At 65.1% G+C, this 19,195-nt stretch carries 19 protein-coding genes; 15 read left to right on the top strand and 4 right to left on the bottom strand.

Annotation, left to right across the window (positions count from 1 at the left end):
- The first annotated feature begins 11 nt into the window (after positions 1 to 11).
- From ACYQOP_RS24905 to moaB, 3 genes are all read left to right on the top strand, one after another.
- Positions 12 to 926 carry a uracil-DNA glycosylase gene (locus ACYQOP_RS24905; protein ID WP_461224777.1) on the top strand — a complete coding sequence of 305 codons (915 nt, stop codon included), beginning with the start codon at positions 12 to 14 and terminating at the stop codon, positions 924 to 926.
- Between the two features lie 130 nt (positions 927 to 1,056).
- On the top strand, positions 1,057 to 1,965 hold the full coding sequence (gene ypfJ / locus ACYQOP_RS24900) for a KPN_02809 family neutral zinc metallopeptidase (RefSeq protein WP_056430046.1): 909 nt from the start codon (positions 1,057 to 1,059) through the stop codon (positions 1,963 to 1,965).
- 140 nt (positions 1,966 to 2,105) lie between these two features.
- Entirely contained in the window at positions 2,106 to 2,663 is a 558-nt protein-coding gene (moaB, locus tag ACYQOP_RS24895) for a molybdenum cofactor biosynthesis protein B (protein ID WP_461224775.1), read from the top strand.
- On the opposite strand, the gene ACYQOP_RS24890 is transcribed toward moaB, so the two are convergent.
- Positions 2,664 to 3,185, bottom strand: coding sequence for a hypothetical protein (locus tag ACYQOP_RS24890; protein ID WP_461224773.1), 522 nt, complete (start codon positions 3,183 to 3,185; stop codon positions 2,664 to 2,666).
- A 216-nt stretch (positions 3,186 to 3,401) separates the two neighbouring features.
- Between ACYQOP_RS24890 and ACYQOP_RS24885 the strand changes: the two genes are divergently transcribed.
- Both ACYQOP_RS24885 and ACYQOP_RS24880 read left to right on the top strand, forming a co-directional pair.
- Positions 3,402 to 3,737, top strand: a complete 336-nt coding sequence (locus ACYQOP_RS24885; RefSeq protein ID WP_461224771.1) for a VOC family protein — start codon at positions 3,402 to 3,404, stop codon at positions 3,735 to 3,737.
- On the top strand, positions 3,734 to 4,867 hold the full coding sequence (locus ACYQOP_RS24880) for a PA0069 family radical SAM protein (RefSeq protein WP_461225468.1): 1,134 nt from the start codon (positions 3,734 to 3,736) through the stop codon (positions 4,865 to 4,867). The genes ACYQOP_RS24885 and ACYQOP_RS24880 overlap by 4 nt, the downstream gene beginning before the upstream one ends.
- Here the strand turns inward: ACYQOP_RS24880 and ACYQOP_RS24875 are convergent.
- From ACYQOP_RS24875 to ACYQOP_RS24865, 3 genes are all read right to left on the bottom strand, one after another.
- On the bottom strand, positions 4,854 to 5,480 hold the full coding sequence (locus ACYQOP_RS24875) for a ribonuclease HII (protein ID WP_461224769.1): 627 nt from the start codon (positions 5,478 to 5,480) through the stop codon (positions 4,854 to 4,856). The two genes, ACYQOP_RS24880 and ACYQOP_RS24875, sit on opposite strands and share 14 nt — an antisense overlap.
- 115 nt (positions 5,481 to 5,595) lie before the next feature.
- Positions 5,596 to 6,666: a glycosyltransferase gene (locus tag ACYQOP_RS24870; RefSeq protein WP_207410709.1), complete on the bottom strand. Its 1,071-nt coding sequence runs from the start codon at positions 6,664 to 6,666 to the stop codon at positions 5,596 to 5,598.
- Positions 6,663 to 7,490 carry a UDP-2,3-diacylglucosamine diphosphatase gene (locus ACYQOP_RS24865; protein WP_056430064.1) on the bottom strand — a complete coding sequence of 276 codons (828 nt, stop codon included), beginning with the start codon at positions 7,488 to 7,490 and terminating at the stop codon, positions 6,663 to 6,665. The genes ACYQOP_RS24870 and ACYQOP_RS24865 overlap by 4 nt, the downstream gene beginning before the upstream one ends.
- Positions 7,491 to 7,829: 339 nt before the next feature.
- Between ACYQOP_RS24865 and ACYQOP_RS24860 the strand changes: the two genes are divergently transcribed.
- The 10 genes from ACYQOP_RS24860 (at position 7,830) to ACYQOP_RS24815 (ending at position 19,107) form a co-directional block, all read left to right on the top strand.
- Positions 7,830 to 8,003: a hypothetical protein gene (locus ACYQOP_RS24860; protein ID WP_156467843.1), complete on the top strand. Its 174-nt coding sequence runs from the start codon at positions 7,830 to 7,832 to the stop codon at positions 8,001 to 8,003.
- Between the two features lie 109 nt (positions 8,004 to 8,112).
- Positions 8,113 to 9,321, top strand: coding sequence for an aminotransferase class V-fold PLP-dependent enzyme (locus ACYQOP_RS24855; protein ID WP_461224767.1), 1,209 nt, complete (start codon positions 8,113 to 8,115; stop codon positions 9,319 to 9,321).
- A 108-nt stretch (positions 9,322 to 9,429) separates the two neighbouring features.
- The gene (locus ACYQOP_RS24850; protein WP_056430070.1) at positions 9,430 to 10,374 is read left to right on the top strand and encodes a D-2-hydroxyacid dehydrogenase; all 945 of its coding nucleotides are present in this window, start codon (positions 9,430 to 9,432) and stop codon (positions 10,372 to 10,374) included.
- A gap of 230 nt (positions 10,375 to 10,604) precedes the next feature.
- Entirely contained in the window at positions 10,605 to 11,468 is an 864-nt protein-coding gene (locus ACYQOP_RS24845; RefSeq protein WP_056430072.1) for an NADP-dependent methylenetetrahydromethanopterin/methylenetetrahydrofolate dehydrogenase, read from the top strand.
- A 3-nt stretch (positions 11,469 to 11,471) separates the two neighbouring features.
- The gene (gene fchA / locus ACYQOP_RS24840) at positions 11,472 to 12,113 is read left to right on the top strand and encodes a methenyltetrahydrofolate cyclohydrolase (protein ID WP_056430075.1); all 642 of its coding nucleotides are present in this window, start codon (positions 11,472 to 11,474) and stop codon (positions 12,111 to 12,113) included.
- Between the two features lie 180 nt (positions 12,114 to 12,293).
- Positions 12,294 to 13,472, top strand: coding sequence for a malate--CoA ligase subunit beta (locus ACYQOP_RS24835; protein WP_056430078.1), 1,179 nt, complete (start codon positions 12,294 to 12,296; stop codon positions 13,470 to 13,472).
- Positions 13,473 to 13,491: 19 nt separating this feature from the next.
- Complete coding sequence (gene sucD / locus ACYQOP_RS24830; RefSeq protein ID WP_056430080.1) at positions 13,492 to 14,385, top strand: succinate--CoA ligase subunit alpha; 894 nt, start codon at positions 13,492 to 13,494, stop codon at positions 14,383 to 14,385.
- Between the two features lie 226 nt (positions 14,386 to 14,611).
- On the top strand, positions 14,612 to 17,371 hold the full coding sequence (locus tag ACYQOP_RS24825) for a phosphoenolpyruvate carboxylase (protein ID WP_461224764.1): 2,760 nt from the start codon (positions 14,612 to 14,614) through the stop codon (positions 17,369 to 17,371).
- A 135-nt stretch (positions 17,372 to 17,506) separates the two neighbouring features.
- Complete coding sequence (locus ACYQOP_RS24820) at positions 17,507 to 18,481, top strand: HpcH/HpaI aldolase/citrate lyase family protein (protein WP_018042403.1); 975 nt, start codon at positions 17,507 to 17,509, stop codon at positions 18,479 to 18,481.
- Between the two features lie 191 nt (positions 18,482 to 18,672).
- Entirely contained in the window at positions 18,673 to 19,107 is a 435-nt protein-coding gene (locus ACYQOP_RS24815) for a GlcG/HbpS family heme-binding protein (RefSeq protein ID WP_461224762.1), read from the top strand.
- Positions 19,108 to 19,195 lie beyond the last annotated feature (88 nt).

Raw genomic sequence — 19,195 nt, 5'->3', positions numbered from 1 at the left:
CATCGAGAACCATGAGCCAAGGCCCCGACCACCAGCGCGACGTGATCGCTGAACTGGACTTCCATGTGGAATCCGGCGTCGATCTTTGTCTCGACGAACGCCCGCACGATCGCTTCTCCGAAACCGACGATCCCGCGCCCTGGCGCCCGGCGACGATACAGCGCGGATCGCCATCCCCCGTATCGTCGCAGCGGGCCGAGCTGTCTGGCGAGGGGCCGCAGGCCGATCCGGTGCCGCCTCGCCGCGAGTTGCCGGCGCGAGGGCAGGCGCCGTCGGCCCCGCCGGCTCGGACCTATGGACAATCCGCGGCAGCGAAACCCGGAGAGGCTGCGGGCGACGCTCGGGCGCGGGCTCGCGACGTCGCCTCCCTCGAAGAGCTTGAGGCACTGCTCGCCACATTCGATGGTTGCCCCCTCAAATTCACCGCCAAGAATCTCGTCTTCGCCGACGGAAACCCGGCGTCGAAACTCATGTTTATCGGTGAGGCCCCGGGAGCGGACGAGGACCGCGTCGGCAAGCCGTTCATGGGCCGCTCGGGTCAACTGCTCGACCGGATGATGGCGGCGATCGGTCTCGACCGGACGAAAGCTTACGTCACCAACATCGTGCCATGGCGACCACCGGGAAACCGCAACCCGACACCACAGGAGGTGTCGATCTGCAAACCCTTCATCGAACGCCAGATCGAACTCGCCGACCCGGACATCATCGTCTGCCTCGGCAGTCCGGCGACACAGGCGATCACCGGCACGAAAGACGGTATCCTGAAGGCGCGAGGACGGTTCTATCCCTATCGGGTGGGTGACCGGGAGGTGAAGGCTCTGGCGACCCTCCACCCGGCCTATCTCCTACGCCAGCCACTCCAAAAACGTCTCGCGTGGCGGGATTTTCGCCTGCTGAGGGCAACCCTCGACGGCAAAGCGTAGGGCGAAAGCCGGGGTGGAAGCGGAACCGTATCTTTCACCGCGGGATTAGTTCGGGCACACGGGACCGAAGACAGTGATGCGCGTGGCGACCGGGTTCCGGTAGGGCTACGCCACGAAGGGTGACGAGATCATGCGCTGGGAAGATTTCCGCTCTTCGGACAACGTCGAAGACCGCCGTGGCGAGGGCGGTGGAGGCGGCGGAGGCTTTCCGGGTGGCGGTGCCGGCGGGCTCGGCATCGGCACCATCGTCATCCTCTGCATCATCGGCTGGGTCACAGGCATCAATCCCGCGATCCTGATCGGTGGCGCCGAGCAGATGAGCGGCGGCGGACAACCGCGCCAGGAGCGTGTCGATCCGCAGACCCAGGCCCAGCGCAAGACAAAGCCGGCGGACGAGAGCGGACGTTTCGCGGCTGCGATCCTCGGTAATACCGAGGACGTCTGGAAGGAAATTCTCCCGAACCAGACCGGCAAGCAGTACCGCCCAACCGGCATGGTGCTTTACACCGGAGGCACGCGCAGCGGCTGTGGATCGGCGCAGGCCGCGATGGGGCCGTTCTATTGTCCGCTCGATAAGAAGGTCTACCTCGACACGTCGTTCTTCAAGGAAATGGAGCAGAAGTTCGGGGTCAAAGGCGATTTCGCCTATGCTTATGTGATCGCTCACGAAGTCGGCCACCACGTGCAGGACGAACTGGGCATTCTGGGCAAGGTCCAGGGTCGCCAGCAGGCGGCATCCAGCAAGGTCGAGTCTAACCAATTGTCGGTACGCGTGGAGTTGATGGCCGATTGCCTCGCCGGCGTCTGGGCCAAGAACTCAAACGACAAGTATAACTCCTTGGAGCCCGGTGACATCGAGGAAGCCATGCAGGCAGCCAGTGCCATCGGCGACGATAAGCTCCAGAAGCAGTCGCAGGGCTACGCCGTGCCGGATTCCTTCACGCACGGCTCGTCGGACCAGCGGATGCGGTGGTTCATGACAGGCTACAAGAGCGGCCAGACCAAGTCCTGCGATACGTTCCGCGCGGCGCGGAACTGAGGCGGCAGCTGCGACAAGAGCCGGGCACGGTATCGTGTCCGCCCCGGGGAGCGGCCGAGGACGCTCATATGTCGGGATCGACCATCGGGCCCATTCACGGGTAGAACGAAGCGTTATCGCCGAGCCGAGAGCAGCCAGCCATGGTCGCCGCAGACAAGACCCGTAGCTTCATCCCGCTTTCCATCGCGGTGCTGACCGTCTCCGACACACGTGTCGCCGAAGACGACCGCTCCGGCGACACGCTGTGTGAGCGACTCGTCGCGGCCGGCCACAGCCTCGCTGGCAGAGCCATCGTGCCCGACGAAGTAGCTGCGATCCGGGCACAAGTGGAATCCTGGACGCAGGATCCGTCGGTCGACGTCGTGATCACCACCGGCGGCACCGGTTTTACTGGACGCGACGTGACGCCGGAAGCGATCGAGCCGCTATTTGAGAAACGGATGGACGGCTTCTCGGCGGTCTTCCATCGTATCTCCTACGACAAAATTGGGACCTCCACTCTCCAGTCGCGGGCCACGGCAGGACTCGCGAACGCCACCTTCGTCTTCGTCCTGCCTGGTTCGCCGGGCGCCTGCCGCGACGCTTGGGACGGCATTCTCTCGGCCCAGCTCGACTATCGGCACCGGCCCTGCAACTTCGTCGAGATCATGCCACGCCTGGACGAACACCTTCGACGCGGCGCTTCGATCCCGGTCTGATCACCCTCGGTTGAGTCGCACATTCACCCGTCGCGGATGCAGGCGGGTCGAGAAGACGCCGCTTGCGATCAGGCGGTCGCGGCGCACGAGGTCCCCGGCGCGGGGCGCACGGACACCGATCACGGACTCACCCTGCGCCGCAAGACGCGACGGCAGCCCGGCATGCGGTCGGCGCAATCGCCCGAGGACCATTTCCGGCCGCGCCGTGCCGATGAACCGATCGATCGTGCGGATCCAGCCCTCGGCCGGAACGTCGCCTGCTTCGAGGCAGAGGACCCACTCCCGCCGCGCGGCCTTCGCGCCAGCCGACCAAGGGGGCGTACCACCCGAACGGACCACGAAGGTCGCGCCGGTTGCCTCGGCGACGGCATCGATCGCTGCGCTATGGGTTGGGGCGATGATCACCGCATCGCCGACGAGCCCGGCAGCAACGCCCTCGACGAGAGCCCCCAGGGTGTCGGCGAGCTGGTCGACCGCCAAGGGGTCGGCCGGCCTCGCCACATGGATCAGAGCCGAAATCATGCGCGCGCATAGCGTATTTTCAGCGTGGGAAAAGCCATGTGGCCACGAAAGCTCCGCAAGAAACCGTTCCGGGGCGTCATAAGCCGGCGATTGCATGAAATAAGGGCAGCGCTACCCGTCTTGTTCCTGATATGTTCGGCTCGCAAGGGCGGGGGGCGAAAGCGAAGGCTGGATTCGCTGTATGGTCTTGGCTTCAGGGTGAATTGGGGGTCACGGATGCGACAGGATGGTAAGATCGATTATCTCGAATTGCCGGGCGGCGATCTCGACCAAGTGAAAGCGTTCTACGGGACGGCTTTCGGGTGGAGCTTCGTCGATTACGGCCCTCGCTATGCCGCCTTCGAACAGGGCCTCGATGGCGGTTTCGATGCCGATGCACCGAGAGCGATGCCGTTGCCCGTGCTCTACGCCGAGGATCTCGAAGGCATGCAGGCCCGCATCGAGGCGGCAGGTGGCACGATCGTAGCGCCGATCTTCACCTTTCCCGGCGGCCGTCGCTTTCATTTCACGGACCCGGCCGGGACGGAACTCGCAGCGTGGTCCGAGCGGTGAAGGATGGTGGCGGCGAATGCGATGACCCATTCGCCGTCCCCGCTCGGCGGCTTGCGGGAAGCACCTTCCCCACAAGCGCACGCAAGGGACGTGGGGCGACGGCCAACCCCAGCGGTCGCTACGAGCCGGCGCGGCGCGAGACGTTCGACGACGGCTGGGCTTCGGATGACGCGGTCCGGCGCCTGCCGACGGAAGATCTTCCCGAGCGCGCACGCAGCATCCTGACACGGAATACTTCGCCGGACCTGCCGTTCGATCGCTCGATCAATCCCTATCGCGGCTGCGAGCACGGTTGCGTCTACTGCTTCGCCCGGCCCAACCATGCCTATGTGGGCCTTTCGCCGGGCATCGATTTCGAAACGAAGCTGTTCCACAAGGCGAACGCGGCCGAGTTGCTGGAGCGGGAGCTCTCGGTGCAGGGCTACGTGCCGGAGACGATCGCCCTCGGGACGGCAACGGACCCGTACCAACCCATCGAACGCGACCACGGCATCACCCGCGCTGTGCTCGGCGTGCTGGCGCGTTTCCGCCATCCCGTCGGTATCGTCACCAAATCGAATCTCGTCGCCCGCGATATCGATATTCTGGCGCCGATGGCCGAACTCGGACTCGTCAAAGTGGCGATGTCGGTGACCACTCTCGACCCGGTCCTCGCCCGGCGCATGGAGCCACGCGCCCCCCATCCGGCTCGGCGCCTCGATGCGATCCGCCAGCTGAGCCGCGCCGGCATCCCGGTCATGGTGATGATGGCACCGGTCATTCCGTCGCTGAACGACCATGAGATCGAGGCGGTGTTGGAGCGGGCGCGGGAATGCGGTGCCGTCGAGGCGCGGCATGTCCTTCTGCGGCTGCCTCTCGAACTCGACGACCTCGTGAACGATTGGTTCGCCGAACATTATCCTGGACGCCAGCGCCATGTGATGTCGCTCGTGCGAGAGGCCCGCGGCGGCAAAGCCTATGATGCGACTTTCGGCCGGCGAATGACCGGCAGCGGCGCCTATGCCGACCTCATCGCCCAACGCATGCGGCTCGCAAAGCAGCGAATCGGCTATGCAGATTCACGCATCACCCTGCGCACGGATCTCTTCGACCGCACGGTCTCCATTGGGGCTCAGCTCAGCCTGTTGTGACTGCCGCAGGTGATGAAGCAAAACGCTTGGTGAAGCTCACCCGGTGATGCGCCGAACGGCCCATTCTCTCCAGGCCGGCAAGGTGGGAAGCGGTCCCGTATCCGACATTTCGATCCCAGGCATAGGCCGGATGACGGGTGGCTAGGGCCCGCATGAGATCGTCCCGCAGGGTCTTGGCGACGATGGACGCCGCGGCGATCTGCGGTACGAGCCGGTCGCCACCGATCACCGCCCGGCACGGAAGAGCAAGACCGGGAATGCTGTCGCGGCCATCGACGGCCACGGGCGCATCCAGCCCGAGTTTCTCGACGGCTCTCTTCATGGCGTCGAGGGTCGCGGCGCGGACGTTGATCCGGTCCACGAGCGCGCGCGAGCCGGCGGCGACCGCGACCTCGGCACGTTCCCTGATCAGCGGAGTCAGGCGCTCCCGCGTCGCCCGGTCGAGCTTCTTGCTATCATCGAGGCAGGCGAGCACTGAGGCCGGGAACACGGCCGGATCGAACCACACCGCCGCCACGACCACGGGGCCGGATAGGGCGCCTCGCCCGACCTCGTCACAACCGATGAGAGCGGGGAGGGTGCGGGCGACGGAATCGGTGAACGGTCTGGGCATCAGGCCATCTGCCTACACCCGCCCCGTCCGACGGTCACGGGATGGACGGGCAGAAACGTGTGGGAGGCCGATCACCCCTACCAGCAGGATCGTGGAGACATCCCTCGCCGCCGGGTTACACGGCCGGTGCGGCACGGAACGATCGGCGCCGGGGGACGGGAAGGCCGGTGCCGTGCGCCAACGAGATGTTGGTGAAGAACTGGCGCGCGCTCTCGCTCCACGTGTAGCGCAGGGCTTCCGCACGGCAGCGTTCACGAGGAATTGACAGAGCGGCGAGCGCGGCCTCTCTCAGGTCGGGCCCGAGAATTCCGGCGCCGGTGCCACCGATGACGTCGAGTGGTCCGGTCACCGGATAGGCCGCCACCGGTACGCCACAGGCCAGGGCTTCGAGCAGCACGATGCCGAACGTGTCGGTCAGGCTCGGGAACACGAAGACGTCCGCCGCCGCATAGATCCGGGCGAGCGCCGCCCCGGTGAGGGTGCCGAGGAAGCACGCCTGCGGATACAGGCCGGCGAGACGCGCCCTGTCCGGTCCGTCTCCCACCACAACCTTCGTGCCCGGCAGGTCGAGATCGAGGAAGGCCGCGACGTTCTTCTCCACCGCCAGCCGGCCGACGAAAAGAAAGAACGGTCCGGGCAACCCGACCAGGGCATCCGGCAGGACGTCATCCGGCCCAGCGGGGCGAAAGAGGTCGGTATCGACTCCCCGCGTCCAGCGCATCAGGTTACCGAACCCACGGGAGGCGAGGTCACGCTCGAGGGATGGGGTCGATACCATCGTACCGCTCGCCGCGCCGTGGAAACGCCGCAGCCAGGCGTAGCTCCAACTCTCCGGAACGGGCGCGCGGGCGGCGAGATATTCGGGAAAGCGCGTGTGGTAGCTCGTGGTGAACGGGCGGCCATGCGAGAGGCAATAGCGGCGGGTCGCGTAACCGACGGTCCCCTCGGTCGCCACATGCACATGGGTCGGCGCAAGATCGGCCCAGAGGCGTGCGACCTTACCTTTCGTGGCGTAGGAAAGCCGTATCTCGGGATATCCCGGAAGCGGCACCGAAGCGAAATCCTGATGGGTCAGGAACACCGTCTCGAACCCGAGCTCGCGGCCGGCGCTCGCCATGTTCTCGAGCGAACGGACCACCCCGTTGACCTGCGGGTGCCAAGCATCGGTGGCGATCAGCAGCCTCACGCGACCGCCCTTGCCGGATTCGAGAGGACCGCGCCTCGTTCCGCCTCTTCGGCGGCAGCGCGTGCCCGCAGTACGCTCGGGTAATGCAGCACCTCCATGGTGCCATCGTAATGCTCGACGATGGCGGTGCAGGATTCCACCCAATCCCCGGTGTTCAGATAGGTCAGCCCGGCGATCTGGCGGTGAGCGGCATGGTGGATATGTCCGCAGATGACGCCGTCGGCGCCCACGCGCTTCGCCTCCGCGCTCAAAAGCTCCTCGAACTTTCCGATGAAATTGACGGCGTTCTTCACCTTCAGCTTCGCCCAGGCCGAGAGTGACCAGTAGGCGAGGCCGAGGCGGCGCCGGATCGTGTTCAGATGCGTGTTGATGAAGAGCGCGAACGTGTAGGCTCCGTCGCCCAGGAAGGCGATCCATTTGGCATGCCGAACGACCATGTCGAACTGGTCGCCGTGGATGACGAGGTAGCGCTTGCCGTCTGCCGCGACGTGGATCCGGTCGTCCACGACCTCGATCCCACCGAACGTCATGCCGAGATAATCTCTCAGGAATTCGTCGTGGTTGCCGGGGATGTAGATCAACGTCGAGCCTTTGCGCACTTTGCGCAACAGCTTCTGCACCACGTCGTTGTGGCTCTGCGGCCAGAACCAGCCCGATTTGAGCTGCCAGCCGTCGACGATATCGCCGACGAGGTAGATCTCATCGGCGTCGTAATCCCGCAGGAATTCCAGCAGTAACCCTGCCTGACAGCCCTTCGTGCCCAGATGCATATCGGACAGGAAGAGCGTCCTCACGCGGATCGTCTTCTCTGTATCTTCGCCCACGACCCACTCCGAATGGCTTCGGTGCGTTGAGCCAAACCGGATTCCCGTATCAGTTTGATGACGCGACCTCTGCTCGCTTCGCAGCGGACCCCTTTCAAGCAAGGCGCAGAGATGCTGCGTTGCGCCACAAATTTTTTGAGTGGCGACGAAGTTTTTTGCATTTTCCTTCGACCGCGAACCTCGGCATAGTCAGGTCCAAGGTGACCCACCGGATCGCGCTGGAAAGCGTGTGTCCGGAGCCCGCACGAGGCAAAATCAAGGTCGCCGACGAGGTGAGAAACGACGTCCACGGCCATGGGAGTGTGCGAACACCGCGCGCCCCGGCCAACGGAGAGAGGCTTGATTCAGTCGAAGGCGGTTGCGTCGAGCATTCCGGATCTCGCGGGCATCGAAGATGCCTCGGGGCTGGCCTCACGCCACCCGTCGATTGACGCGGACCATGCCATCGCATCCGGCCGGAAAAACGTGAGCCGGGCGTTCGGCAACGTTGTCGTATCCTCATCCAAAGCTTAGGAACCGCACTGGCGTCGACCCAAGCCGGATCGCGACCTTAGACCACCGTATTCGAACCCAGCGTCGTGCGCTGCGTGCACGCGAACCAAAGAAGAACCGGAGACACAACATGGCGGCAACGAGACGACCGGGTCGGAATCATCTGTTCGTTCCGGGCCCGACGAACATTCCTGACCGCGTTCAGCGGGCGATGATCGTCCCCTCGGAAGATCACCGTTCGGTCGACTTCCCGACGCTGACCAAGCCCCTGTTCGAAGAGACCAAGGCGGTCTTCGGCTCCACCGAAGGCACCATCTTCCTGTTCCCCGCGTCCGGCACCGGCATCTGGGAATCCGCGCTGACGAACACGCTGCACCGTGGCGACAAGGTTCTGACCTCGCGCTTCGGCCAGTTCAGCCACCTCTGGATCGACATGGCCCAGCGCCTCGGCCTGAACGTGATCGTTCAGGAAGAAGAGTGGGGCACGGGTGCGAACCCGCAGCGGATCGAGGAGGCGCTGCGCGCCGACACGAACCACGAGATCAAGGCCGTCATGACGGTCCATAACGAGACCGCCACCGGCGTCACCAGCGACATCGGTGCCGTGCGTAAGGCGATCGATGCGGCCGGCCACCCGGCGCTTCTCTTCGTCGATGGCGTGTCCTCGATCGGCTCGCTGCCGTTCTACGCCGACGAGTGGAAGGTCGATTGCGCCATTGCGGGCTCGCAGAAGGGCCTGATGCTCCCCGCCGGTCTCGGCGTGATCTGCGTCAGCCAGAAGGCCTTGAAGGCTGCCGAGTCGTCGTCGGGTCCGAACGACCGCCTCGCGCATGTCTATTTCGACTGGGCCGACCACCAGAAGCAGAACGGCGCCGGCTACTTCCCCTACACGCCCGCTTTGCCGCTTCTCTACGGCCTGCGCGAGGCACTCGCCTGCCTGCGGGAAGAAGGTCTGGAGAACGTCTACCATCGCCATGCCGTGCTCGGCGAGGCGACCCGCCAGGCCGTGGCGGCATGGGGTCTCAAGACCTGCGCCAAGGAAGCCAAGTGGAACTCGGACACGGTCACCGCGATCCTCGTCCCCGAGGGCATCGATGCCGCCGCGATCATCAAGCACGCCTTCGTGCGCTACAACCTCGCCCTCGGCGCTGGTCTGAGCCAGGTGGCCGGCAAGGTGTTCCGTATCGGCCACGTGGGTGACCTGAACGAGCTCTCGCTCCTCGGCGCCATCGCGGGCGCGGAAATGGCCATGCTCGACAACGGCGTGAAGGTGCAGCCGGGCTCCGGCGTCGCCGCCGCCTCCAGCTACCTGCGCGAAAACCCGCTCGCGAAGTCCTGATCACCGTGATTTCCCGGGGCCGGCCTCTCGCCGGCCTCGGGGCATCGTCTATAGAAGTGTGTATCGCGTAACGTCGCGCTTGGCGCGGAACGTCGCTTGAGGGTTCCAATGGCGCACAAAATCGTCTTCCTCGACCGTGAATCCCTCGATGCCAAGGTGCGTGAATTCAATTTCCCGCATGAATATACCGAATACGAGTCGACCTGGACGCCGGAAGAGATCGTCGAGCGCCTGAAGGGTGCCGAGATCGCGCTGATCAACAAGGTGCCGATGCGCGCCGACACGTTGAAGCAGCTGCCCGATCTCAAGCTCATCGCTGTCGCCGCCACTGGTACCGACGTCGTCGACAAGAAGGCCGCCAAGGAACTCGGCATCACTGTCGTCAACATCCGCAATTACGCTTTCAACACCGTCCCCGAGCACGTGATCGGCCTGATGTTCGCCCTGCGGCGCGCCATCGTGCCCTATGCGAATTCAGTGCGCCGGGGCGATTGGGCGAAGTCCACCCAGTTCTGCTACTTCGATTATCCGATCCACGACATCGCCGGCTCGACGCTGGGCATCGTCGGCTACGGGGCTCTGGGCAAGTCGATCGCCAAGCGCGCGGAAGCGCTCGGCATGAAGGTCATTGCCTACGATGTGTTCCCGCAGGAAGGCCTCGTGGATTTCGAGACGATCCTGACCGAATCCGACGTTATCACCCTGCATGCGCCGCTGACGCCGGAGACCCGGAACATGATCGGCGCCGAGCAGCTGGCCAAGATGAAGAAGCACGCCATCCTGATCAACACGGCGCGTGGCGGCCTCGTCGACGAGGAAGCTCTCGCCGAGGCGCTCAAGGCCGGAACGATCGGTGGCGCCGGATTCGACGTGGTGATGACCGAGCCGCCCAAGAACGGCAACATCCTGTGCGAGCTCGACCTGCCGAACCTCATCGTCACGCCGCACGTGGCCTGGGCGAGCAAGGAAGCGATGCAGATCCTGGCCGACCAGCTCGTGGATAATGTCGAGGCCTATGTTGCGGGCAAACCGCAGAACGTGGTCGAAGGCTGAACGCGACGACGGGTCGGCTCCCCGGAGCCGTAATCATTCGGGGGTCGCAAGGCGATACCCCGGACACCATGAATGCGGACGCCGATCGAGTCCGCACCGAGGGCGAGCCGGAATTACGGTCTCGCCGGCGGCGCCCCACGACGATGGGGACGGTCCATCGCGCGATCTGACGAGACGCGCCAATGACAACGATACGTCAGCCGCGCAGCGACGCGGGCAGAGGAAACGACATGACCAAGAAGCTGCTGTTCCAATTCGATACCGATACCGTTCCGAGCGTGTTCGACGTGGTCGTCGGCTACGATGGTGGCGCCGATCGCATCACCGGTTACGGCAACGTGACGCCCGACAATGTCGGCGCCTTGGTGGACGGGACCATCTACACCCGCGGCGGTTCCGAGAAGAAGTCCACGGCGATCTTCGTGGGCGGCGGCAGCATGGCGGCTGGCGAGGCCGTGTTCGAGGCGGTGAAGAAGCGCTTCTTCGGCCCCTTCCGCGTTTCGATCATGCTCGATTCGAACGGCTCGAACACCACGGCCGCCGCAGGCGTCGCTCTGGTTCAGAAGGCTGCCGGCTCGCTTCAGGGCAAGAAGGCCGTCGTTCTGGCCGGCACCGGTCCGGTGGGCATGCGCTCGGCCGCACTCCTGGCTCAGGAAGGCGCCACCGTGGTTCTCTGCGGTCGCTCTCTCGATAAGGCTCAGGCTGCCGCCGATTCGATCAACAAGCGCTTCAAGGTCCAGATCAGCGCCGCCGCCACGCCGGACGCCGCGTCTCGCGCCGCCATCGTCAAGGGCCAGAACCTGGTCTTCTCCGCCGGCGCCATCGGCCTCGAGCTTCTGGCCGAAGCCGATTGGAAGGACGAGGCCAGCATCGAGTTCATCGCCGATTACAACGCCCAGCCGCCCCTCGGTTTCGGCGGCATCGACGCCATGGACAAGGGCAAGGAGCGCCACGGCAAGAAGGTGTTCGGCGCCCTCGGCATCGGCGGATTGAAGCTGAAGCTTCACCGCGCCTGCGTCGGCCAGCTCTTCGACAGCGCCGAGAAGGTCTTCGACGCCGAGGAGATCTACGCCCTCGCCAAGACGATGGCCTGACCCATGAGCGAGAAGACCTCACCTGCCAACGAAACCATCCAGAGCTTCCTCGACGGGCTGGCAAGCTCGGCTCCGACTCCCGGAGGCGGCGGAGCCGCCGCCATCTCCGGTGCCATGGGTGCCGCGCTTCTCAGCATGGTGTGCAACCTCACCATCGGGAAGAAGAAATACGTCGAGGTCGAGGGCGAGCTGAAGGAGATCCTCGGCAAATCGGAGGCGCTCCGGGCCGAACTCACCGGCATGATCGCCGATGACGTCGAGGCTTTCGATGCCGTGATGGGGGCCTACGGCTTGCCCAAGGGCACCGACGAGGAGAAGGCGGCTCGCGCCGCAAGGATCCAGGAGGCCCTCAAGGTCGCCACCGACGTGCCGCTCGCCTGCTGCCGCGCCTGCCGCGAGGTCATCGACCTAGCCGAGGCCGTGGCTGAGAAAGGCAATCTCAACGTCATCTCCGATGCGGGGGTCGCGGTTCTCTCCGCTCATGCCGGCCTGCGCAGCGCCGCGCTCAACGTCTATGTCAACGCAAAGGGTCTGGACGATCGCGGATTTGCCGACGAGCGCCTGAAGCAACTCGAAGAATTGCTCGGGCCGGCAGGACCACTGAACGAAAAGATCTACGAGGTCGTAAAGGCCAAGGTGAACTAAGATCAACGACAGGCCGGCGAGAACAAACTCAGCCGGCCTTTTTGTCTACAAAATACATTCCAGCCGCCATTAAAGGCGGAGTGAACGAGAATGTAAAAAAATATTACAGCAGAAGCTCTTTCCGTGAAGTGAAATTTACGAGAGTGTCTGTCCCAGGGAAAAACGCCGAGGAGAACGCACATGGACGTGCATGAGTATCAAGCCAAGGAGCTGCTCGCCGGATTCGGCGTTGCGGTTCCGAAGGGCGCGGTGGCCTTCAGCCCCGACCAGGCAGTCTACGCCGCCACCGAACTCGGCGGCTCGTTCTGGGCGGTGAAGGCACAGATCCATGCCGGTGCGCGCGGCAAGGCCGGCGGTATCAAGCTGTGCCGGACCTACAACGAGGTCCGCGACGCGGCCAAGGATCTCCTCGGCAAGCGCCTCGTGACGCTCCAGACCGGCCCCGAGGGTAAGCCGGTTCAGCGCGTCTATATCGAGACCGCCGATCCGTTCGAGCGCGAACTTTATCTCGGTTACGTCCTCGACCGTAAGGCCGAGCGCGTCCGCGTCATCGCCTCGCAGCGCGGCGGCATGGATATCGAAGAGATCGCCGCCAACGAGCCCGAAGCCCTGATCCAGGTCGTGGTCGAGCCGGCCGTCGGTCTGCAGCAGTTCCAGGCCCGCGAGATCGCGTTCCAGCTCGGCCTGAACATCAAGCAGGTCTCGGCGGCCGTGAAGACGATCATGAACGCCTACCGGGCATTCCGCGATTGCGACGGCACCATGCTGGAGATCAACCCTCTCGTCGTCACCAAGGACGACCGCGTCCTGGCGCTCGACGCCAAGATGTCCTTCGACGACAACGCCATGTTCCGCCGGCGCAACATCGCCGACATGCACGATCCCTCGCAGGGCGATCCGCGTGAGGCCCAGGCCGCCGAGCACAACCTCAGCTATATCGGCCTCGAGGGCGAAATCGGCTGCATCGTCAACGGCGCCGGCCTCGCCATGGCGACCATGGACATGATCAAGCATGCGGGCGGCGAGCCGGCCAACTTCCTCGATGTCGGCGGCGGCGCCAGCCCCGACCGCGTGGCCACGGCCTTCCGCCTCGTTCTCTCGGACCGCAACGTCAAGGCGATCCTGGTGAACATCTTCGCCGGCATCAACCGCTGCGACTGGGTCGCCCAGGGCGTGATCCAGGCGGCGAAGGAAGTGAAGATCGACGTGCCGCTCATCGTCCGGCTCGCCGGCACGAATGTCGAGGCGGGCAAGAAGATCCTGGCCGAGAGCGGTCTCGACCTCATTACCGCCGACAGCCTGTCGGACGCCGCCACCAAGGCCGTCGCCGCCTGCGACGCCGCCAAGCGCAGCCACTGAGACGAGGGGAGGATACGTCATGAGCATTCTGATCGACGAGAAGACCCCGATCATCGTCCAGGGCATCACCGGCGATAAGGGTACATTCCACGCCAAGGAGATGTTGGATTACGGTTCCAACGTCGTCGGTGGCGTCACCCCGGGCAAGGGCGGCAAGACCCATCTCGGCGTGCCGGTGTTCAACACCGTCAAGGAGGCCGTAGAGGCCACTGGAGCCACAACCTCGATCACCTTCGTCGCCCCGCCCTTCGCGGCCGATGCCATCATGGAAGGGGCCGATGCAGGCCTGGCGCTGATCTGCTCGATCACCGACGGCATCCCGGCGCAGGACATGATGCGGGTGAAGCGGTATCTGCGCCGCTACCCCAAGGACAAGCGCACCATGGTGGTGGGCCCGAACTGCGCCGGCATCATCTCGCCGGGCAAGTCGATGCTCGGCATCATGCCCGGCCACATCTACCTCAAGGGCAATGTCGGCGTGATCTCGCGCTCCGGCACCCTCGGCTACGAGGCCGCCGCTCAGATGAAGGAGCGGGGCATCGGCATCACCACCTCGGTGGGTATCGGCGGTGACCCGATCAACGGCTCGTCCTTCCTCGACCATCTCGCCCTGTTCGAGCAGGACCCCGAGACCAAGGCCGTGCTGATGATCGGCGAGATCGGCGGTCCGCAGGAGGCCGAGGCCTCGGCCTGGATCAAGGAGAACATGACGAAGCCCGTCATCGGCTTCGTCGCCGGCCTCACCGCCCCGAAGGGTCGCCGCATGGGCCATGCCGGCGCGATCATCTCCGCCACCGGCGACAGCGCCGCCGAAAAGGCCGAGATCATGCGCTCCTACGGCCTGACCGTCGCCCCGAGCCCCGGCGATTTTGGTTCGACGGTCGAACAGGTGATGCGCAAGATCGCGGCGTGAGCCGACGAACCCTCCCCCTCAGCGGGGGAGGGTGGTGACTGAGCGAGCGGAAGTGAGGGGCAGCGCCGCCACTTCCGGTAGAGCGTTGCTCGCCTCGCCCAACCCGCTAGACCACCCCCTTGATCGCTCCGGCGCTGCGTTCCATGCTGCCGAAGCGGCTGCTCTTCACCGTTGCCCGCACGATGTCGGCGGCCATCGGCTCAACTCTGTTCGAGGTGGCCATCCGATGACCGATACTCTCCACGCCCCGGTCGGATCGCTCGACCACCCCTTCGCGCCGCCGGTCATCACCGGCACCTCGTCGAAGGAAGCGCTCGACATACTCTTCCACGCCCTGCTCGAAGTCGCCCGCCGCCACGAGCCGGAACTCGAAGCCGTCCTCCTCGGCACGGCCAACATCTCGGATTTCTCGCCAGAGCTTCTTGCCCGCGCGCTTCAGGTCCAGGGCATCTGGTTCCAGCTCCTCTCCATCGCCGAGCAGAATGCCGCCATGCGCCGGCGTCGCCATGTGGAGCGCAGCAAGGGGCGGGCGGAACTCTCCGGCAGCTTCAGCGCGGTCCTAGCGGATGCGGTCAAGAACGGCATAAAGGCGCCCGAGATCCACGCCCTCCTGAAGGACCTGCGCATTCGGCCGACCATCACGGCGCACCCCACGGAGGGAAAGCGCGTGACGGTGCTGGAGAAATTCCGCCGCATCTATCTCGTCCTGCGCGAGCTCGAACTGCCGCGCTGGACCGAGCGTGAGCGCAACGGCCTGATGAACGAGCTTCGGGACCAGATCGAGCTCGTCTGGATGACCGGCGAACTCCATTTGGAGAAGGCCACCGTCGAGCGCGAGGTGGCCTGGGGCCTGCACTTCTTCGACGAGACCCTGTTCGAGATGCTGCCGGAAGTCCTTTACTCGCTGGAGGAATCGCTGGCCGAGTATTACCCGGACGAGAAGTTCGAGGTGCCGGCCTTCTTCCAGTTCGGCTCCTGGATCGGCGGCGACCGCGACGGCAACCCCTACGTCACCTCGTCGGTGACGCGCGCCACACTTCAACGCAACGCGCTCGCCTCCCTTCGGCGCTATCGCGATGGCGTCACCGCACTCGGCCGCACTCTCTCCCTCACCGAGCGCTCGCTCCCCGTGCCGGCATCGTTCAAGTCGGAACTCGCCCAGTTGCTCACCGAAAGCGGCGACGGGCGCGCCATCGCCAGCCGCAACCCCGGCGAGGCCTATCGCCAGTTCCTCACCTGCATCCTGCGCAAGATCGAGGCGACGATCGCGCGCAACAAAGGCTTACGCTCGACCGGCCCGGATTATCCCAGCGCCGATGGGCTCATCAACGACCTGCGCCACCTCGAGGCCGGGCTCGCCGACGCCAATTGCCCGTCGCTGGCCACAGACCTCGTGCGCCCGGTGCGCCGCATGGTGGAAATCTTCCGATTCTCCACGGTGCGCCTCGACCTGCGTGAGAACACCACGCGCACCACGAAGACCCTGCACGCGCTCTGGCACCAGGCCAACGGCCAGAACAAGACGCCGCCCGCCCTCGATTCGGCGGAGTGGAAGAACTGGCTGCTGGCCGAGCTGGCGAGGCCTATGCACGGCGAGCGCTCGTTCGAGAGCCTGCCCGACGACGCCCGCGAGACGCTGGAGACTTTCGCCCTGGTCGGCGAGATGCGCGAGCAGCTCGACCGCGAGGCCTTCGGCTCCTTCATCCTGTCGATGACCCGTTCGGTCCCCGACATCCTCGGTGCGTATCTCCTCGCCAAGGAAGCCGGCAACTTCCTCGATGCCACCGGCACCGAGATCTGCTGCCTGCCGATCGTGCCACTGTTCGAGACCATCGACGATCTCCGCGCCGCGCCCTCGATCATGAAAGAGCTGTTCTCGATCCCGGTGGTCCGCCGCTCCACGCGCTGGCAGGGCGGCGTGCAGGAGGTGATGATCGGCTACTCGGATTCGAACAAGGATGGCGGCTTCGTCGCCTCGAATTGGGAACTCTACAAGGCGCAGGACAAGCTGACCCAACTCGGCAAGTCGTCCGGTGTGCCGATAGCGTTCTTCCACGGCCGCGGCGGTTCAGTGAGCCGAGGCGGTGCGCCGACGGCACGAGCCATCGCCGCCCAGCCGCCGGGCTCGATCAACGGGCGTTTCCGCACCACGGAACAGGGCGAAGTCGTCTCGTTCAAATACGCCAACCGGGGCACGGCGGCCTACCAGATGGAGCTTCTCGCGTCGTCGGTGTTCGACCACGCGCTGAAATCCGAGCGGGAAGCCATCAAGGTCCCGCGCAACGAGTTCGACGACTCGCTGGAAGCCCTGTCCGGCGCGTCGCGCGCGGCCTACGTCAACCTGATCCAGCATCCCGACCTCGTGACCTATTTCCAGGCCGCAAGCCCGCTGGACGAGATCGCGCTCCTTAATATCGGCTCACGCCCCGCGCGGCGGTTCGGCGCCCGGTCCCTGGCGGATCTGCGCGCGATCCCATGGGTCTTCGCATGGTCGCAGAACCGGCACGTCATCACTGGCTGGTACGGTGTCGGGTCCGGCCTGAAGAGCTTCCTCGACGTGCGTGGCGCGCAGGGCGAGGAACAGCTGAAGCGGCTTTTCGCCGAATCGAAGCCGTTCCGCCTCATCCTCGACGAGGTCGAGAAGACGCTGCTGATGGTCGATCTCGAGATCGCCCGCGACTATGCCGGTCTCGTAGCCGACGAGAAGGCTCGCGCCAGCATCTTCCCGCTGATCCAGGCCGAGTATGAGTTGACCCGCGAGATGGCGCTTCGCGTCAGCGGCGGCACCGAGCTCGCGGAACGCTTCCCCCTGTTCCGAGATCGCCTCAACGGCCGCCTGCCCACGATCAACCAGGTCAGCCGCGAACAGGTGGAGCTGCTTCGCCGCTTCCGCGCGGAAGAGGATGAGGACAAGCGCGAGGCGGTGAAATCCGCCCTGCTGCTCTCGATCAACTGCATCGCCGTCGGCTTCGGTGCGACGGGCTGACGGTTTTGTAAGGATACCGAGGGCCGGGCACGGCCCTGGGACAGGCGCGAAAGCGTATCCCGACCGGTATGGTGGACCGCGTTTTGCGGTCTCTCACCAACGACCAGAACACGAACCCAGAGGAAGGATTCCCCAATGAGCTTTACCCTGATCCAGCAGGCCACCCCGCGCCTGCACCGCTCGGAACTCGCCGTTCCCGGCTCCAACCCGACCTTCATGGAGAAGTCCGCTTCCTCCAAGGCCGACGTGATCTTCCTCGACCTCGAAGACGCCGTCGCCCCCGATGACAAGGAGCAGGCCCGCAAGAACATCATCCAGGCGCTCAACGACCTGGATTGGGGCACCAAGACCATGATGATCCGCATCAACGGTCTCGACACCCACTACATGTACCGCGACGTGGTCGACATCGTCGAAGCCTGTCCGCGCCTCGACATGATCCTGATCCCCAAGGTCGGCGTGCCGGCCGACGTCTACGCCATCGACGTGCTGACGACCCAGATCGAGCAGGCCAAGAAGCGCGAGAAGAAGATCGGCTTCGAGGTGCTGATCGAGACCGCTCTGGGCATGGCCAACGTGGAGGCGATCGCCACGTCGTCGAAGCGCCTGGAAGCCATGTCCTTCGGTGTCGCCGACTACGCCGCCTCGACCCGCGCCCGTTCCACCGTCATCGGCGGCGTCAACAAGGACTTCTCGGTGCTCACCGACAAGGACGAGGCCGGCAATCGCGAGACCCATTGGCAGGATCCCTGGCTGTTCGCCCAGAACCGCATGCTGATCGCCTGCCGCGCCTACGGCCTGCGTCCGATCGACGGCCCGTTCGGCGACTTCTCCGATCCGGATGGCTACACCTCCGCCGCGCGCCGCTGCGCCGCTCTCGGCTTCGAAGGCAAGTGGGCGATCCACCCCTCGCAGATCGATCTCGCCAACGAAGTGTTCACCCCCTCGGAAGCCGAAGTCACCAAGGCCCGCCGCATCCTCGAAGCCATGGAAGAGGCCGCCAAGGCCGGCAAGGGCGCCGTGTCGCTGGACGGCCGCCTCATCGACATCGCCTCGATCCGCATGGCCGAGGCACTGATCGAGAAGGCCAACGCGATGTCGGCCAGCTGATCGGGTCGCTTCGTAGACATCGCTAAGCAGGACGGCCGCTTCCGAAAGGGGCGGCCGTCCTCGCTTTAGGCCCGAAATGTCCTATCGTCCGCAGCGTATCGCCGGGAGAACAGGCGCCGGGGCTACGTCTTCCCCCTTGGGCAGGACAGCCAAACGGCTCCGATCTCGTCGATCGACAGGGAGAAACCACCATGCATGTGACCATCGAAGACGCTCACAAGGCCATCGAGGCCGCCCGCGCCAAGGCGGTGGAGCTCGACACCCAGATGTGTATCGCAGTCGTCGATTCCGGCGGCAACCTGAAGGCGTTCTACCGGATGGACGGGGCCTGGGTCGGCTCCATCGACATCGCCCAGAAGAAGGCCAAGACCTCGGTTTTCTTCGGCATGATGACCGGTCAGATCGGCCAGTTGTCACAGCCCGGCGGCCCGCTCTTCGGCATCGAGCATTCCAATGAAGGCCTGGTCACCTTCCCCGGCGGCATCCCGATCGTCGACAAGGACGGCGAGATGTCCGGCGCCATTGGCGTCAGCGGTTCGAGCGTCGAAAACGACCACGCGGTGGCTCTGGCCGGCGCCAGCGCCGTCGGCGCGACCGAGCTGCCCGCCCACCCCTGGCGGACCTGAACCGGCGAAACCGACGACGCGCATCGGGTGCAGCGCACGCGATGAATACCGTCGGTTAAGCATGCGCGCCCTATCACGGTCGCATCAC

The sequence above is a fragment of the Methylobacterium sp. CM6247 genome (assembly GCF_054817925.1).
Note: the sequence above shows the minus strand (reverse complement) of the source record. Positions and strands in the feature narration are given on the sequence as shown.

Coding starts and splice junctions, on each gene's coding strand:
- ACYQOP_RS24905 (WP_461224777.1), top strand. CDS start 12: ATGAGCCAAGGCCCCGACCACCAGCGCGACGTGATCGCTGAACTGGAC.
- ypfJ (WP_056430046.1), top strand. CDS start 1,057: ATGCGCTGGGAAGATTTCCGCTCTTCGGACAACGTCGAAGACCGCCGT.
- moaB (WP_461224775.1), top strand. CDS start 2,106: ATGGTCGCCGCAGACAAGACCCGTAGCTTCATCCCGCTTTCCATCGCG.
- ACYQOP_RS24890 (WP_461224773.1), bottom strand. CDS start 3,185: ATGATTTCGGCTCTGATCCATGTGGCGAGGCCGGCCGACCCCTTGGCG.
- ACYQOP_RS24885 (WP_461224771.1), top strand. CDS start 3,402: ATGCGACAGGATGGTAAGATCGATTATCTCGAATTGCCGGGCGGCGAT.
- ACYQOP_RS24875 (WP_461224769.1), bottom strand. CDS start 5,480: ATGCCCAGACCGTTCACCGATTCCGTCGCCCGCACCCTCCCCGCTCTC.
- ACYQOP_RS24855 (WP_461224767.1), top strand. CDS start 8,113: ATGGCGGCAACGAGACGACCGGGTCGGAATCATCTGTTCGTTCCGGGC.
- ACYQOP_RS24850 (WP_056430070.1), top strand. CDS start 9,430: ATGGCGCACAAAATCGTCTTCCTCGACCGTGAATCCCTCGATGCCAAG.
- ACYQOP_RS24845 (WP_056430072.1), top strand. CDS start 10,605: ATGACCAAGAAGCTGCTGTTCCAATTCGATACCGATACCGTTCCGAGC.
- fchA (WP_056430075.1), top strand. CDS start 11,472: ATGAGCGAGAAGACCTCACCTGCCAACGAAACCATCCAGAGCTTCCTC.
- ACYQOP_RS24835 (WP_056430078.1), top strand. CDS start 12,294: ATGGACGTGCATGAGTATCAAGCCAAGGAGCTGCTCGCCGGATTCGGC.
- sucD (WP_056430080.1), top strand. CDS start 13,492: ATGAGCATTCTGATCGACGAGAAGACCCCGATCATCGTCCAGGGCATC.
- ACYQOP_RS24825 (WP_461224764.1), top strand. CDS start 14,612: ATGACCGATACTCTCCACGCCCCGGTCGGATCGCTCGACCACCCCTTC.
- ACYQOP_RS24820 (WP_018042403.1), top strand. CDS start 17,507: ATGAGCTTTACCCTGATCCAGCAGGCCACCCCGCGCCTGCACCGCTCG.
- ACYQOP_RS24815 (WP_461224762.1), top strand. CDS start 18,673: ATGCATGTGACCATCGAAGACGCTCACAAGGCCATCGAGGCCGCCCGC.